Source organism: Geopseudomonas aromaticivorans (genome assembly GCF_019097855.1).
Classification (GTDB): Bacteria; Pseudomonadota; Gammaproteobacteria; order Pseudomonadales; family Pseudomonadaceae; genus Geopseudomonas; species Geopseudomonas aromaticivorans.
The window spans coordinates 47,576-62,713 of record NZ_JAHRGL010000062.1 but is presented as its reverse complement, the minus strand read 5'-3'; the positions used below and the strand labels follow the sequence as shown (position 1 = coordinate 62,713).

Genomic DNA, 15,138 nt, shown 5'->3' with positions numbered 1-15,138 from the left:
GGCTAGCCCCCTGTAACGGCTGAGGCTAGCAGTTGGCCGCTGCAGCGATGGATCTTGTCGGGATCTAAACGCCTCGGGTTATTCGGCGCGTGCATCCCCCGTGCCTAGGCGCACTTCAGCTCTGCCTTGAACTCGCCGCGCGATCTCGGCAGCGACTGTCCTGGCACGTAATTTCGTGCCTGCAGTCGCTTGCCGAAGCGGGCGTCTCAGCGCGGATACAGCGGCGGCAGCGAGCCGCTTGGCGCCGGGGTGCTGTCGCTGCGGTTGGCCACTGGCAGGCTGCCGACGGCCTGCCACAGCTCGTCGCCCTGCCAGGAGTGGCCGCTGGCGCTGTACAGCGCGCCGTTGAGGCCGTCGAGGGCATCGGACAGCGGTACGTAGCGCGCGGCCAGGTCGGCGAGGGTTTCCGGTTGCTGGCGGGCCCAGGCGTCGAGGGCCTGGCGGGTGGTGTGCGGGTCGTTGCTCTGGCAGGCGCGGCGCAGGTCGTCCAACAGGGTGCGCGGGCTGGGGCCGCTGGCCGCGGCGCGGATCACCGCCGGCAGGCGCCGCGCCCGCCACCACAGGCTGAAGCCGAGCAGGGTGGTCAGAGCGAGCACGGCGGTGGCCAGCTGCCAGGGCCACAGCAGCTGCTCGGCTTCCTGTGCGGTGCTCGGCAGCACCGTGGGGGTATCCACCGCCAGCACCGGGTTGCCCTCCACCTCCAGGCGGTGTGCCGGCAGGCGGCTGTGCATCAGGCGGTCCTCGACGGTGTTCCACCACACCACTTCCAGCGCCGGCAGTTCGATGCGGCCCGCGGTGATCGGCACCAGGGCGCTGATTTCCTCGCGGCTGCCGATCACGCCATGGGCACCGTCGCGGTTGCTCAGTCGCGGCTGTTCCGGGTAGCGCCTGAGCCACTGTTCCTGCACCTGCATGTCCAGTACCGGCAGCTGGGCGCTGGACAGGCCTTCGGCGCGCAGCAGCAGGCTGCGGGTCAGCGAGTCGCCGACGCGGACCTTGTCGGTTTTCGGACTCCAGTGCTCGCTCAGCGTCAGCACCCGCGCCGGCAGCCAGGGGGCGTCGGCCGGGTAGGCGGCGGGTTTCGGCCTGACCTGCAGGGTCAGTTCCGGCGAACTGAGCTGCACGGCGTGGCCGCTGCGTGGGGCGAAGGGTTGGGCGCCGCCGTTGCCGTCAGGGGCAGTGGCACTGAACTGCAGTGCGGGAATCTTCAGCTCGCCACTCTGCAGGGGAAACAGTGCATAGCGCATTTCGATCACGCCGTGGCGCACGCCGTCGATCAGGGTCTCGTAGGTGTGCTGCGCGCCCAGCGGCTCGACCCGCGCGTCGGTCATTTCCAGCGGCGCCAGGCGGCTGTCGTCGTACAGCGGGATCGAGTGATAGACGCGCAGGGTGAGAATGGCCTGGGCCTGCACGTAGACGCTCGCCTGGTCGAGGCGCGCGTCGAGGAAGACCGGCGCCGCGGCGCCGTCGGCGGGCGCTGGGGTGGCCTCGGCGACATCCAGCTCGATGGCCTGCGAGCGCGCCTCGCCGATCTGCAGTGGCGGAATCCGCAGCGTGCCGGCCTGGCGTGGTTGCAGGCCGATGACCAGGCGGGTGGACAGGCCGGATGCCTCGCCGCTGTCGGCCGGGCGGGTCAGCAGGCGGGTGTCGAGCACCTCGAACTGCTCCTGCAGCGGCGCCAGGTCGGGACGGCCGAACAGGGTCGGATCGTCGCTCTCCAGAGTCAGCTCGACGATTTCATCCATCGTCAGCTGCTGGCGGTCGACCCGCGCACGCAGCTCGGCGGCCTGGCTGGCGAGGCTGACCAGCAGCAGGACGAGGGTGGCCAGCAGGGCGGCTGCCCGGTGAGTGGGCATGGAGAGGGTCATCGCGGGGCTTCCTGACGGCGCTGCTGCTCGTACCAGAACTTGCGCCGCAGCAGTTCGGCCGGATCGTCGGGGATCTGCCGCAGCCATTGCTCCAGAGCCTGGCGTTGCTCGCCCTGTTCGAGGGGGCGGGCGTCGGCGTTGCGAGTGGTTGGTTGCGGCGGGCTGGGCGACTGGCCCAGCTGCTCGTGGCGCGCGGCCTCGCTGCCGAAGGTGGTGGCGCTGCTGGTCGACTCCGCCTGCGGGTGGGGCGCGGTCTCGCTGCTGCCGGGGCTGCGCTGAGCGGACTGTGCGGCGGTCTCGCCGCCGCTCGCGGAGGCCGATTCGGTCGCTGCCTGCTGGTCGGCGCTGGCGGCTTGCTCGGCGGCGGCCTGCTGGCGTTGCTGCAGCAGCTCGGCGACCAGCTCGCGATTGTGGCGGGCCGCAGCCAGTTGCGGATCGCGGCGCAGGGCCTGGTCGTAGGCTTCCAGTGCGGCCTCCAGCTCGCCGCCCTTGGCCAGCGCGTTGCCGCGGTTGTAAGCGGCGGCGGCATCCCGACCCTGAGCGAAGGCGGCGGCGGCGGCGGCGTAGTCGCCGGCCTGGTAATACGCCTGGCCGCGCCACTGCGGTTCGCTGAAGCGCTGCGCGGCCTCGGCCGGTCGGCCGGCCTCGAGCAGGCGCTGGCCCTGCTGGTCGGCACGCCACCAGAGATCGGCGAAGTCGAAGGCGTAGGCTGGTGGCGGGCTGATCAGCAGCGCCGCGAAGGCAAACAGCCAGCCGCGGCGCCCGGCGCAGGCGGCCAGCAGGAGCAGCGGCAGCAGCAGCCAGTGGCCCTGGTCGGCCCAGCGCGCCAGGGGTTGCAGGCGCTCCGCCGCGGCGCGGCGCTCGCCGGCGCTGGCCAGCAGGCCGAGGCTGGCCAGGTCGCCGTCGTCCAGGCGCAGGCTGGCGTAGCCGCCGCCGAGGCTGGCGGCGAAGCTGGCCAGTTGCTCGCTGGCCAGGCGTGGCAGGAGGATGCCGCCGCTGACGTCCTTGAGGAAGCCGCCATCCTCGAGGGGCACCGGCGCGCCGGCCGGAGTGCCGACGCCGAGCAGCAGCAGCGGGTTGTCGCGCTCGGCCAGGGCGGCGCGGATGCCGTCCTCCTCGGCCGGACTCAGCTCACCGCTGAGCAGCAGCAGGCGGCCATGGCCGTTGGCGCCCTGGTCGAGCAGCTCGAGGGCGCGCTGCACGGCCAGGTCGGCGCGCTGGCCGGGTTCGGGCATCAGTCCCGGCGTCAGCGCGGTCAGCAGGTTCTGCGCGGTGGCCAGGTCGTCGGACAGCGGCACCAGCACGTGGGCGCTGCCGGCGTAGACGACGATCGCGGTCTGCGCCTCGCCGCGCGCGGCGAGCAGGTCGAGGATCTTGCGCCGGGCGTGCTCCAGACGATTGGGAACGAGGTCGGCGGCGAGCATCGACGGGGTCAGCTCGACAATCGCCACCAGCGGATCGCTGCGCTGGTGGGTCGGCTGTTCGAGATGCTGCCAGCCGGGGCCGAGCAGGGCCAGCAGGGCCAGCAGCCAGGCCAGGCCGAGCAGCAGCCACGGCCGGCGATTCTGCCGGCCGCGACCGCCGCTGAGCAGCCAGGGCTGGAAGGCCGGCGGCAGCAGGGCCTGCCAGCGGCCGAGGCGGCGCTTGCGGTGCCACAGGCGCCACAGCAGCCAGCCGCACAGGGGCAGCAGCAACAGCCAGGCGGGGCGGGCCAGGTGTGGCAGCAGATCGTTCATCGGCGTCTCCGCTGCAGTCGCGGCGGCCACTGCGGCCACAGTTCGTGCAGCACCAGCAGCAGGCTGAGCAGCACGGCGGCCGCCAGTGGCCAGGGATACAGCGGCGTGGCCTGGTACACGGTGGTCGGCGCCTGGGTCACCGGCTCGAGGCGATCGAGCACCCGGGCCACGGCACGCAGTTCGTCCTGGGAGCGGGCCCGGAAATATTCGCCACCGGTGGCGGCGGCGATATCGCGCAACAGCGGCTCGTCGAGGTCGAGGCCCGGGTTGAGGCCATAGAGGCCCACCGCGCCGGCCTGTTCGGCGTCGGCACCGATGCCGATGGTGTAGAGAGTCACGCCCTCACCGGCAGCCAGGCGTGCGGCGGTCAGCGGCGCCACCTCGCCGCCGGTGTTGGCGCCGTCGGTGACCAGGATCAGTACCCGGCTGTCGGCCGGCCGCTGGCGCAGGCGCTTGACCGCCAGGCCGATGGCGTCGCCGATGGCGGTGTTCTTGCCGGCGATGCCGACCACCGCCTCGTCCAGCCAGCGGCGCACGCTGTGGCGGTCGAAGGTCAGCGGCGCCTGCAGATAGGCCTGACTGCCGAACAGGATCAGACCGATGCGGTCGCCGTTGCGGCCGGCGATGAACTCGCCGAGCAGGTGCTGCACCAGGCTCAGGCGGCTGATGGTCTCGCCCTGCCATTGCATGTCGCGGTAGTCCATGGAGCCGGAGACATCCACCGCCAGCAGCAGGTCGCGGCCGCTGCTGGGCAGCGGCAGTGGCTCGCCCAGCCACTGCGGGCGGGCCGCGGCGAGCACCAGCAGCAGCCACAGCAGGGCGAACGGCGCCTGCCGCCGCCAGCCCGGCAGGCGCGGCCGGGCGCGGCGGCCGGCGAGGCTTTCCAGCTCGTCGAGAAAGCTGACCTTCAGCGCCGCCTCGCCGCTGTCGGCCGGCGGCAGCAGCAGGCGCAGCAGCCAGGGCAGCGGCAGGAGCAGGAAGGTCCACGGCCAGGCGAGCTCAAGCATGCTTGCGGATCCAGGTTTCCACGGACTGCTGCAGCCCGCTGATCGCCTTGTCGTCGAGCCGGCAGTCGGCGCGGTAGGTGCCCTCGACCAGGATCATCCAGCGGGTCAGGCCGGCGGCCGGACAGCGGTTGTCGAGGAACGCCAGCCAGGCGCGGCCGCTCAGGGTATGGCTGTGGCTGTCCGGATAGTGGGCGCGGCACAGGCGCTTGAGCAGGGCGTTGAGCGCCTGCAGCCAGGGGCCGGCGGGAGCGCCGTCGTAGGGGCGCGGCAGGCGTTGCAGTTCGTCCAGCGCGGCCTGGCGCTGCGGGTCGAGCGTGACGACCGGCGCCGCGGCCGGGTAGCGGCGCTGCCACCAGGCCTGCAGGCGTCGGCGCTGTTGCCAGAGCAGGGCGAGGGCGGCCAGCAGCAGGGCGGCGAGCAGCCACCAGCCGGGCGCCGGTGGCCAGAAATCGGGCGGCGGCGGCAGGATCGGCGCGGCCAGCCGGTCGAGCGGGTTCATGGCGAGGTGGCCCCCGGCGTGGCGCGCTGCTGGGACAGCTGCTGCGGCATGACCTGTTCACGCAGCTGTTCGATCAGGTCGCGCTGGGTGGACAGCGGCAGCAGCAGCACGCCGAGCTTCTGCGCCAGGCGCTGCCAACGTTGCTGGCGTTCCTCGCCGCGGGTCCGCCAGGCCTGGCGCAGTTCGGCATCGCTGGTATCCAGCTCGAGGCGCGCATGGGCGTCGCAAAAGCGCAGCAGGCCGGCGGCCGGCAGGGCGTGGTCGAGCGGATCGGACAGCGTCAGCAGGATCACGTCGCAGTGCCGGGAAAGCAGGCCGATCTGCTGTTCGGCGACCTCGTTGAGGGTGCGCTCGTCGCAGATCACCAGCACCAGGCTGCCCGGACGCAGCACCTCGCGGGCGCGGCGCAGGGCCTGGCCGAAGCCGTCGCTGCTGGCGGCCGCGTCGAGCGGCGCGCCGAGCGCCTGGTTGGCGCGGACCACGCGGCCGAGCAGCTGCAGCAGGCTTTGCTTGCTGCGCCGCGGGCGGATCTCGCTGCACTGCTGGTCGTTGAACACCAGGCCGCCGATGCGGTCGTTGTGCGCCAGCGCGGCCCAGCCGAACAGCGCGGCGGTCTGCGCGGCCAGCACCGACTTGAAGCACAGGCCGCTGCCGAAGAACAGCCGCGGGCTCTGCTCGACGAGCAGGAACACCGGGCGCTCGCGCTCCTCGTGGAACAGCTTGGTATGCGGCTCCTGGCTGCGTGCGGTGACTCGCCAGTCGATGTTGCGCACGTCGTCGCCGGCCTGGTACACGCGCACCTGGTCGAAGTCGACACCGCGCCCGCGCAGCTTCGAGTGGTGCAGGCCGATCAGCGGGCTGCGCCGCTGGCCGCTGGAGAACAGCTGCACCTCGCTCAGGCGATGGCGCATCTCCAGCAGTTCGGCGAGGCTGATCATCACCCCGGGGGGCAGCATGTCGGCGTACATGGGCAGGCCTCAGGCCACCGCGACCAGGTCGAGGATGCGCTGGATCACGCGGTCCTGGTCGACGCCGGCCGCTTCCGCCTCGAAGGAGAGGATGACGCGGTGGCGCAGCACGTCGAACAGCACCGCCTGGATGTCCTCGGGGCTGACGAAGTCGCGCCCGGCCAGCCAGGCATGGGCCCGCGCGCAGCGGTCGAGGGCGATCGAGCCGCGCGGGCTGGCGCCCCAGGAGATCCACTCGGCCAGCTCGGCATCGAAGCGGGCCGGCGTGCGGGTGGCCATGATCAGCTGGATCAGGTACTCCTCCACCGCGTCGGCCATGTACAGGCCGAGGATTTCCTTGCGGGCGGCAAAGATCGCTTCCTGGCTGACCCGCTGTTCCGGCTCCGGTTGCGTCTCGCCGCTGACCGCCTCGCCGCGCGCCTGCTGGAGGATCTTGCGCTCCACGCTGGCGTCCGGATAGCCGATCTTCACGTGCATGAGGAAGCGGTCGAGCTGCGCCTCGGGCAGCGGGTAGGTGCCTTCCTGCTCGATCGGGTTCTGCGTGGCCATCACCAGGAACAGCGCCGGCAGCGCGTAGGTGCTGCGGCCGATGCTGACCTGGCGCTCGGCCATCGCCTCGAGCAGCGCCGACTGCACCTTGGCCGGCGCGCGGTTGATCTCGTCGGCCAGCACCAGGTGGTGGAAGATCGGCCCCTGCTGGAACTCGAAGCTGGCGGTTTCCGGGCGGTAGATCTCGGTGCCGGTGATGTCCGCCGGCAGCAGGTCGGGGGTGAACTGGATGCGGTGGAAGTCGGCTTCCAGGCCGGCGGCCAGGTCCTTGATCGCCTTGGTCTTGGCCAGGCCGGGCGCGCCTTCGACCAGCAGATGGCCATCGGCGAGCAGGGCGATCAGCAGGCGCTCGACCAGCTTCTCCTGACCGAGAATCTGGGTGGAAAGGTACTGGCGCAGGGCAATCAGCGCGTCGCGATGGGGCATGGTCGGGCTCGGCTGTGAATAACCGGCTCCAGGGGCCGGACGGATCACCCACTTTAATGCATCTGCCCCCGGCTCGACTAACTTGAGATGAGAGCGTGCGTCGCCAGCGACCGTGCGCACCCGCCAGCAGCCAGTCAGCGGAGAAGGGCAATGGGATTCTTCAGCGCGGCGCAACGCGACGATTTTCACCGCCAGCTGCTCGAGGTGCTGGCGCGCCAGCTCGATCCGGCGGAGCTGGCGCAGGTGGCGCTGTTCGCCCGCGGCTTCTTCGCCGGCGTCGCCCTCGACGAACTGGGCGAGCGCCGCTTGGCCGATCTGGCCGGCTGCTGCCTGTCGGCCTGGCGCCTGCTCGACCGCTTCGATCCGGCGGCGCCGCAGGTGCTGCTGTTCAACCCCGACTACGAACACCACGGCTGGCAGTCGCCGCACAGCGTGCTGCAGGTCCTGCATGCCGACATGCCGTTCCTGGTCGATTCGCTGCGCATGGAGCTGCGCCGCCGCGGGCATACCGTGCACAGTGTGCAGAACTGCGTGCTCGAGCTGCGCCGTGGCGCCGCGGGCGAGCGGCTCGAACTGCTGGCGCCGGGGACCACGGGGAACGATGTCAGTCGCGAGGCGCTGATCTGCCTGGAGATCGACCGCTGCGCCAGCGCCGGTGCCTGCCACCTGCTGGCCAAGGCTCTGCACGAGGTGCTCGCCGACGTGCGCCTGGCGGTGGGCGACTACCGGCCGATGCAGGAGCGCCTGCGTGCCCTGCGGGCGCAGCTGCAGCCGGCCTTGGCCGCGGACGACTGTGCCGAGGTGGGCGAATTCCTCGACTGGCTGCTGGACGATCACTTCACCTTCCTCGGCTACGAGGAGTTTCGCGTCGAGGTGCAGGCCGACGGCAGCGGGCTGATCGCCTACGACGAGGCCGCGCTGCTCGGTGTGGCGCGGCGCCTGCGCGGCGGGCTGGAGGCGGCGCAGCGCCAGCTGTCGAGCACGGCCGTGGAGTGGCTGGGCACGCCGCGCCGGCTGGCCTTCGCCAAGGCCGACCAGCCGGCGCTGGTGCACCGCGCGGTATATCCGGACTATGTCTCCCTGCGCGAGCTGGGGGAGGGCGGGCGGGTGCTGCGCGAGTGCCGCTTCATGGGCCTGTATACCTCGCCGGTCTACGGCGAGAGCGTGCAGCGCATTCCCTGCGTGCGTGGCAAGGTGGCCGAGGTGCTGCGCCGCTCCGGCTTTGCGCCCGGCAGCCACCTGGGCAAGGGGCTGCTGCAGGTGCTCGAGGGGCTGCCGCGCGACGACCTGTTCCAGACCCCGGTGGCGGAACTCACCGCCACCGCCGAGGCCATCGTGCAGATCCAGGAACGCAACCGCCTGCGTCTGTTCCTGCGCCACGATCCGTTCGGCCACTTCTGCTACGGCCTGGCCTACGTGCCGCGGGAGATCTATTCCTCGGAGATCCGCCGCAAGATCCAGCAGCTGCTGGTGCAGCGCCTGGGCGCCAGCGACTGCGAGTACTGGACCGAATTCTCCGAGTCGGTGCTGGCGCGGGTACAGTTCATCCTGCGCGTCGATCCGCGCCAGCCGCTGCAGGTCGATGTGCGCCAGATCGAGCAGGAGATGATCCAGGCCTGCCGCAGCTGGCAGGACGACTACGCCGGCCTGCTGCTGGAAAGCTTCGGCGAGGCCCGCGGCAGCGATCTGCTGGCCAGCTTCGCCGGCGGCTTTCCGGCCGGTTACCGCGAGCGTTTCGAGCCGCACCAGGCGCTGACCGACCTGCAGCACCTGCTCGACCTGAGTGCCGAGCGCCCGCTGCGCATGAGTTTCCAGGCGCCGTCGCCAGCCGGCGCCGAGCTGCACGGCAAGATCTACCACGCCGCCACGCCGCTGCCGCTGTCGGACCTGCTGCCGGTGCTGGAGAACCTCGGCCTGCGTGTGCTCGGCGAGTTCTCCTTCTGCCTGCACCGCCAGGACGGCCGCGAGTACTGGATCCACGACCTCAGCTTCAGCCCGGTCGCCGGCGCCGACCCGGCGGCGCTGGGCGAACTGCTGGAGGATGCCTTCGTGCACATCGCTCAGGGCGCCGCGGAAAACGACGGCTTCAACCGCCTGGTGCTCGGCGCCGGTCTGGCCTGGCGCGAGGTGACGCTGCTGCGCGCCTACGGCCGCTACCTCAAGCAGATCCGCCTGGGCTTCGATCTCGGCTACATCGCCGCCACCCTGAGCAACCATGCCGCCATCGCCGGCGAACTGGTGCGCCTGTTCAAGGTGCGCTTCCATCTGGCGCAGCGCCTGCCGGTGGCCGAGCTGGCCGACAAGCAGCAGCGCCTGGAGCAGGCCATCCTCGCCGCCCTGGAGCAGGTGCAGGTGCTCAACGAGGACCGCATCCTGCGCCGCTATCTGGAGCTGATCCGCGCCACGCTGCGCAGCAACTACTACCGCACCGGCGCCGACGGCAGGCCGCGCGACTACCTGAGCCTCAAGCTCGATCCGCAGCAGATCGCCGAGATGCCGCGGCCGGTGCCGCGCTACGAGATCTTCGTCTACTCGCCGCGGGTCGAGGGCGTGCATCTGCGCGGTGGCAAGGTGGCGCGTGGCGGGCTGCGCTGGTCGGACCGCGAGGAGGACTACCGCACCGAGGTGCTCGGCCTGGTCAAGGCGCAGCAGGTGAAGAACACGGTGATCGTGCCGGTCGGCGCCAAGGGCGGCTTCGTGCCGCGGCACCTGCCGCCCGGCGGCTCGCGCGAGGCGATCCAGGCCGAGGCCATCGCCTGCTACCGCATCTTCGTCAGCGGCCTGCTCGACCTCACCGACAACTTCGTCGATGGCCTGGTGGTGCCGCCCGCGCAGGTGGTGCGCTACGACGACGACGACCCCTACCTGGTGGTGGCGGCGGACAAGGGCACCGCCAGCTTCTCCGACATCGCCAACGCCCTGGCCGCCGACTACGGCTACTGGCTGGGCGACGCCTTCGCTTCCGGCGGCTCGGCCGGCTACGACCACAAGGGCCTGGCGATCACCGCGCGCGGCGCCTGGGTCGCGGTGCAGCGGCACTTCCGCGAGCTCGGCATCGACGTGCAGCGGGACCGCATCAGCGTGGTCGGCATCGGCGACATGGCCGGCGACGTGTTCGGCAACGGCCTGCTGCGCTCCGATTGCCTGCAACTGGTCGGCGCCTTCAACCACCAGCACATCTTCCTCGACCCCGATCCCGATCCGGCGGCGAGCTTTGCCGAGCGCCAGCGGCTGTTCGCCCTGCCGCGCTCGAGCTGGTCCGACTACGATGCCACGCTGATCTCGGCGGGCGGCGGGGTGTTCGAGCGCAGCGCCAAGCACATCGCCCTCAGCCCACAGGTGCGCGCGCGGCTGGCCATCACCGCCGAGCAGTTGACCCCGGCTGAGCTGATCGCGGCGCTGCTGCGCGCGCCGGTCGACCTGCTTTGGAACGGTGGCATCGGCACCTACGTCAAGGCCAGCCGCGAGAGCCATCTGGAGGTCGGCGACAAGGCCAACGACGCGGTGCGGGTGGACGGCCGCGAGCTGCGCTGCCAGGTGGTGGGCGAGGGCGGCAACCTCGGCATGACGCCGCTCGGCCGGGTCGAGTACTGCCTGCACGGCGGCGCCTGCAACACCGACTTCATCGACAACGCCGGCGGGGTGACCTGCTCGGACCAGGAGGTCAACATCAAGATCCTCCTCGGCGAGGTGGTGCGCGCCGGCGACCTCACCCTCAAGCAGCGCGACGTGCTGCTGCACGAGATGAGCGAGGCGGTGACGGCCCACGTGCTGGCGGTGGTCTACCGGCAGACCCAGGCGCTGTCGCTGGCGCAGCGCTATGCCCGCGGCCGGCTCGGCGAGTTCCGCCGGCTGATGGTCGGCCTGGAGAGCCGCGGCCGCCTGGATCGTGCGCTGGAATACCTCCCCGGCGACGACGAACTCAGCGCCCGTGCCGCCCAGGGCCAGGCGCTGACCCGCCCGGAGCTGGCGCTGCTGCTGGCCTACAGCAAGTTCGACCTGAAGGAGGCGCTGCTGCACTCGCCGCTGGTGGACGAGCCCTACCTGCGTGGCGAGCTGCAGCAGGCCTTCCCGCTGCCGCTGGTACAGCGCTTCGCCGGCGCGCTGGAGCACCATCGCCTGCGCCGCGAGATCGTCAGCACGCGGCTGGCCAACGACCTGATCGACCACATGGGGCTGACCTTCGTCCAGCGCCTGCACGAATCCACCGGCCTGAGCGCGGCGCACATCGCCGCCGGCTGGGTGGTGGTGCGCGACCTGTTCGACCTGCCGCGCTGGTGGCAGCAGCTGGAGGCGCTCGACCAGCACATCGATGCCGAGCTGCAGCTGGCGCTGATGGAGGAGCTGATGCGCCTGGGGCGGCGTGCCACCCGCTGGCTGCTGCGCAGCCGCCGCCATGAGCTGGACATGGCCGTCGACGTCGAGCACTTCGCCCCCGGCGTGCGCGAACTGGCGGCCAATCTCGGCGAGCTGCTGGAGGGACCGCCCCGCGAGGCCTGGCAGGTGCGCCGCGCGGAGCTGGAGGGCGCCGGGGTGCCGGCCGAGCTGGCGCAGGTGCTGGCCGCTTGCGACCAGCTGTACACCCTGCTGGCGATCGTCGATGCTGCCGACGCCACCGGGCAGCCGCCGCTGCGGGTGGCGGCCTGCCACTTCGCGGTGGGTGCCGAGCTGGAACTGGGCTGGTACCTGCAGCAGCTCAACGCCCTGCCGGTGGAGAGCAATTGGCAGGCGCTGGCCCGCGAGTCGCTGCGCGACGAGCTGGACAGCCAGCAGCGGGCGATCACCGTGGCGGTGCTGCAGATGGCCGACGGTCCGCTGGAAATCGACAACCGCCTGACCCTGTGGCTGGCGCATCACCAGCCATTGGTGGCGCGCTGGCGGCAGCTGCTGGTGGAGCTGCGCGCCGTCGGCGCTGGCGACTACACCGTGTACACGGTGGCCAACCGCGAGTTGCAGGACCTGGCGCAGAGCGCGCAGAGCGGGGAGTGCATCCCGTGAGGGCGCTGACCTTGCGATCATCAGCAATGAAGCAGAGAGCCAAACCATGAAAAGTCCGGAAGAACTGCTGCGCGTCGCCGAGCGGCTGACGGCGGTCGAGGAGATCGAGTGCGTGACGCCGGACCTCAACGGCATCCCGCGCGGCAAGACCATGACCGTCGAGGGCTTCCTCTCCGGGCGGCGCCTGCAGATGGCGCGCGGCGTGCTGCTGCAGTGCCTGATGGGCGGCTATCCGCCGACCCGCTTCTACGGCGGCGACGACAGCGACCTGGCGCTGCGCGCCGATCCGCGGCAGATCCACATCCTGCCGTGGAGCGAGACGCCGCGGGCGCTGGCGATCTGCGATGCGCTGGAAATCGACGGCAGCCCCTGCGCGCTGTCTACCCGCGGGCTGCTGCGCCAGGTGCTGGCCGAGTATGCGACGCTGGGCCTGACCCCGGTGGTGGCCACCGAGCTGGAGTTCTACGTCTTCGCCGCCCACCCCGACCCACGCGAGCCGTTCCAGCCGCCGCTGGGCCTGGATGGCCGGCGGGAAATCGGCGCCTCGGCGTTCAGTGTCGCGTCCAGCCATGGACTGCGGCCGTTCTTCGCCGAGGTCTACCAGGGCATGGCGGCGCTGGGGCTGCCGCGCGACACCTTCATGCACGAGATGGGCACCAGCCAGTTCGAGATCAACTTCCCCCATGGCGATGCCCTGCAGCTGGCCGACCAGACCTTCCTGTTCAAGCACCTGCTGCGCGAGGTGGCGCTGCGCCACGGCCTGCTGGCGGTGTGCATGGCCAAGCCGCTGGGCGGCGTGCCGGGCAGCTCCATGCATCTCCACCAGAGCCTGGTGGACGAGGCGGGGCGCAACGTGTTCAGTGCCGCCGACGGCGAGCCGACGGCGGCCTTCGCCCAGTTCATCGGCGGCCTGCAAGCGGCGCTGGTCGAGCTGACCCTGCTGATGGCGCCCAACGTCAATTCCTACCACCGCCTGGCCCAGCCCTATGCCTCGCCGAACAACGCCTGCTGGGCCTACGACAATCGCGCCGCCGGCCTGCGCATCCCGGCGAGCAGCGCGGCGGACCGGCGGGTGGAGAACCGCCTGCCGGGCGCCGACGCCAATCCCTACCTGGCCCTGGCCGCCAGCCTGGGGGCCGGGTTGTTCGGGCTGGTCGAAGGCCTGCAACCGACACTGCCGGTCGCCGGCGCCTTTGCGGTGCCGGAGGCCCTGCGCCTGCCGACCAGCATGAACGAGGCGCTGCACGGCCTGCAGCGCAGCGTGCTGGCGCGCGAGTTGTTCGGCGAGGCGTTCGTCGATGGCTATCTGGCGAGCAAGACGCTGGAGCTGGACAGCTTTCTCGAGGAAATCAGCCCCTGGGAGCGGCGGCTGCTGGCGCAGGTCTGACGACGTGAAAATGACATTGTGCTCGCCCTGAGGCGTTGCCTCGCCTCCGATGGGAGGCAGGCAATGGCTCAAGCTTGCAGAAGGGCAAATGCTCGGAAAATCACGTCATAAATTTGACTGTTCTCGTTCTTTTGGCTTTACTGCTGGCACTTTAGCGGTATGGCTGTCTCCGTCAGCCGCCGACCTTGGCTCCGAGCCCTTTCCTGCCCCCCTCCCGACCGACCGATCATGTGGCGTGAATCCCTAATCCTGCTGATAGATGACAACCAACAGCGTCGCCATGAACTGGCGGTGATCCTCGACTTCCTCGGCGAGCCCTGCAGCAGCTGCACCAGCGCCGACTGGGCCGAACGGCTGGCCGGTGAGGATGTCGCACGCCTGTCCTGCGTCCTGCTCGGCCGGATCGATGGCAAGGGCGGCGCTCCGCGCCTGCTCAAGCAGCTGGGGCCGCAGGCGGCCAACCTGCCGTTGCTGCTGATCGACGAGCAGGGCACCGGCGAGTGGCCGGACGACCTGCGTCGGCGCGTGCTGGCGCGGCTGGACATGCCGCCGAGCTACAACCAGCTGCTCGACTCGCTGCACCGCGCGCAGGTCTACCTGCAGGTGTTCGATGTCGCCCGCGAGCGCGGCCTGCAGCGCGAGACCAACCTGTTCCGCAGCCTGGTCGGCACCAGCCGGGCGATCCTCCAGGTGCGCCAGCAGGTCCAGCAGGTGGCCGGCACCGAGGTCGGCGTGCTGCTGCTTGGCGAGTCCGGCACCGGCAAGGAAGTGGTGGCGCGCAACCTGCACTATCACTCCAGCCGCCGGGAATTCCCGTTCGTGCCGATCAGTTGCTCGGCGATCGCCCCGGAGCTGCTGGAAAGCGAGCTGTTCGGCTACGAGAAGGGCGCCTTCGTCGGTGCCATCAGCAGTCACAAGGGGCGCCTCGAGCTGGCGGCCGGCGGCACCCTGTACATCGACGAGGTGGCGGACCTGCCGGCGGAGCTGCAGGTGCGCCTGCTGCGGGTGCTGCAGGGGGGCACGTTCAAGCGCTTCGGCGGCGACCAGGAGCTGCCCGTCGACGTGCGGATCATCGCCGCCAGCCGCCATGACCTGGAGGAGCGCGTGGCGACCGGTAGCTTCCGCGACGACCTGTACTACCGGCTCAACCAGTTTTCCATCGAGCTGCCGCCGCTGCGCGAGCGGGTCGAGGATATTCCGCTGCTGCTCAACGAACTGATCGCGCGGATGGAGCACGAGAAGCGCGGTTCGATCCGTTTCAGCTCGGCGGCGCTGATGTCGCTGTGCCGTCACGACTGGCGCGGCAACGTGCGCGAGCTCGCCAACCTGGTCGAGCGGCTGGCCATCATGCATCCCTACGGGGTGATTGGCGTTGCCGAGCTGCCGAAGAAGTTCCGCCATCTCGACGGCGAGTCGGCGCAGGAGGTCGACGGCGTCCGCCGCGAACTCGAGGCGCAGGTGATGCCGGTGGGCACCTTGCCGGGTCTGGATGCTCCGGCGCTGCTGCCGGTCGGGGGCCTGGATCTCAAGGATTACCTGGGTAATCTCGAACGCTCGCTGATCCAGCAGGCGCTGGACGATGCGGGCGGGGTCGTGGCGCGTGCTGCCGAGCGGCTGCGCCTGCGGCGTACCACGCTGGTGGAGAAGATGCGCAAGTACGGCATGAGCCGGCGCGACGACGAGGAGGGTGAACTCTAGTG

9 protein-coding genes are annotated in these 15,138 nt (G+C 71.0%); 3 read left to right on the top strand and 6 right to left on the bottom strand.

The window, feature by feature from the left end; translation table 11 throughout:
• Positions 1 to 206: 206 nt before the first annotated feature.
• Genes KRX52_RS17555 through KRX52_RS17530 form a run of 6 tightly spaced genes read right to left on the bottom strand, consistent with a single transcriptional unit; the run spans position 207 to position 7,053 of the window.
• Positions 207 to 1,868: a BatD family protein gene (locus KRX52_RS17555; protein WP_254797655.1), complete on the bottom strand. Its 1,662-nt coding sequence runs from the start codon at positions 1,866 to 1,868 to the stop codon at positions 207 to 209.
• A complete protein-coding gene (locus KRX52_RS17550) occupies positions 1,865 to 3,604 on the bottom strand; it encodes a VWA domain-containing protein (protein ID WP_217683034.1) in 1,740 nt (579 codons plus the stop codon). Before KRX52_RS17550 ends, KRX52_RS17555 begins: the two co-directional genes overlap by 4 nt.
• Positions 3,601 to 4,611: a vWA domain-containing protein gene (locus KRX52_RS17545; RefSeq protein WP_217683033.1), complete on the bottom strand. Its 1,011-nt coding sequence runs from the start codon at positions 4,609 to 4,611 to the stop codon at positions 3,601 to 3,603. The genes KRX52_RS17550 and KRX52_RS17545 overlap by 4 nt, the downstream gene beginning before the upstream one ends.
• Entirely contained in the window at positions 4,604 to 5,110 is a 507-nt protein-coding gene (locus KRX52_RS17540) for a DUF4381 domain-containing protein (RefSeq protein ID WP_217683032.1), read from the bottom strand. Before KRX52_RS17540 ends, KRX52_RS17545 begins: the two co-directional genes overlap by 8 nt.
• A complete protein-coding gene (locus tag KRX52_RS17535) occupies positions 5,107 to 6,078 on the bottom strand; it encodes a DUF58 domain-containing protein (protein ID WP_217683031.1) in 972 nt (323 codons plus the stop codon). Before KRX52_RS17535 ends, KRX52_RS17540 begins: the two co-directional genes overlap by 4 nt.
• A gap of 9 nt (positions 6,079 to 6,087) precedes the next feature.
• Positions 6,088 to 7,053 carry an AAA family ATPase gene (locus KRX52_RS17530; RefSeq protein WP_217683030.1) on the bottom strand — a complete coding sequence of 322 codons (966 nt, stop codon included), beginning with the start codon at positions 7,051 to 7,053 and terminating at the stop codon, positions 6,088 to 6,090.
• Between the two features lie 150 nt (positions 7,054 to 7,203).
• Here KRX52_RS17530 and KRX52_RS17525 point away from each other — a divergent pair, with 150 nt between their 5' ends.
• The 3 genes from KRX52_RS17525 to KRX52_RS17515 all read left to right on the top strand — a co-directional run bounded on the left by KRX52_RS17525 (position 7,204) and on the right by KRX52_RS17515 (position 15,136).
• Positions 7,204 to 12,051 carry an NAD-glutamate dehydrogenase gene (locus KRX52_RS17525; RefSeq protein ID WP_217683029.1) on the top strand — a complete coding sequence of 1,616 codons (4,848 nt, stop codon included), beginning with the start codon at positions 7,204 to 7,206 and terminating at the stop codon, positions 12,049 to 12,051.
• Positions 12,052 to 12,097: 46 nt separating this feature from the next.
• Positions 12,098 to 13,438: a glutamine synthetase family protein gene (locus KRX52_RS17520; protein ID WP_217683028.1), complete on the top strand. Its 1,341-nt coding sequence runs from the start codon at positions 12,098 to 12,100 to the stop codon at positions 13,436 to 13,438.
• A 228-nt stretch (positions 13,439 to 13,666) separates the two neighbouring features.
• Complete coding sequence (locus KRX52_RS17515) at positions 13,667 to 15,136, top strand: sigma-54-dependent transcriptional regulator (protein WP_217683027.1); 1,470 nt, start codon at positions 13,667 to 13,669, stop codon at positions 15,134 to 15,136.
• The last annotated feature ends 2 nt before the right edge of the window (positions 15,137 to 15,138 follow it).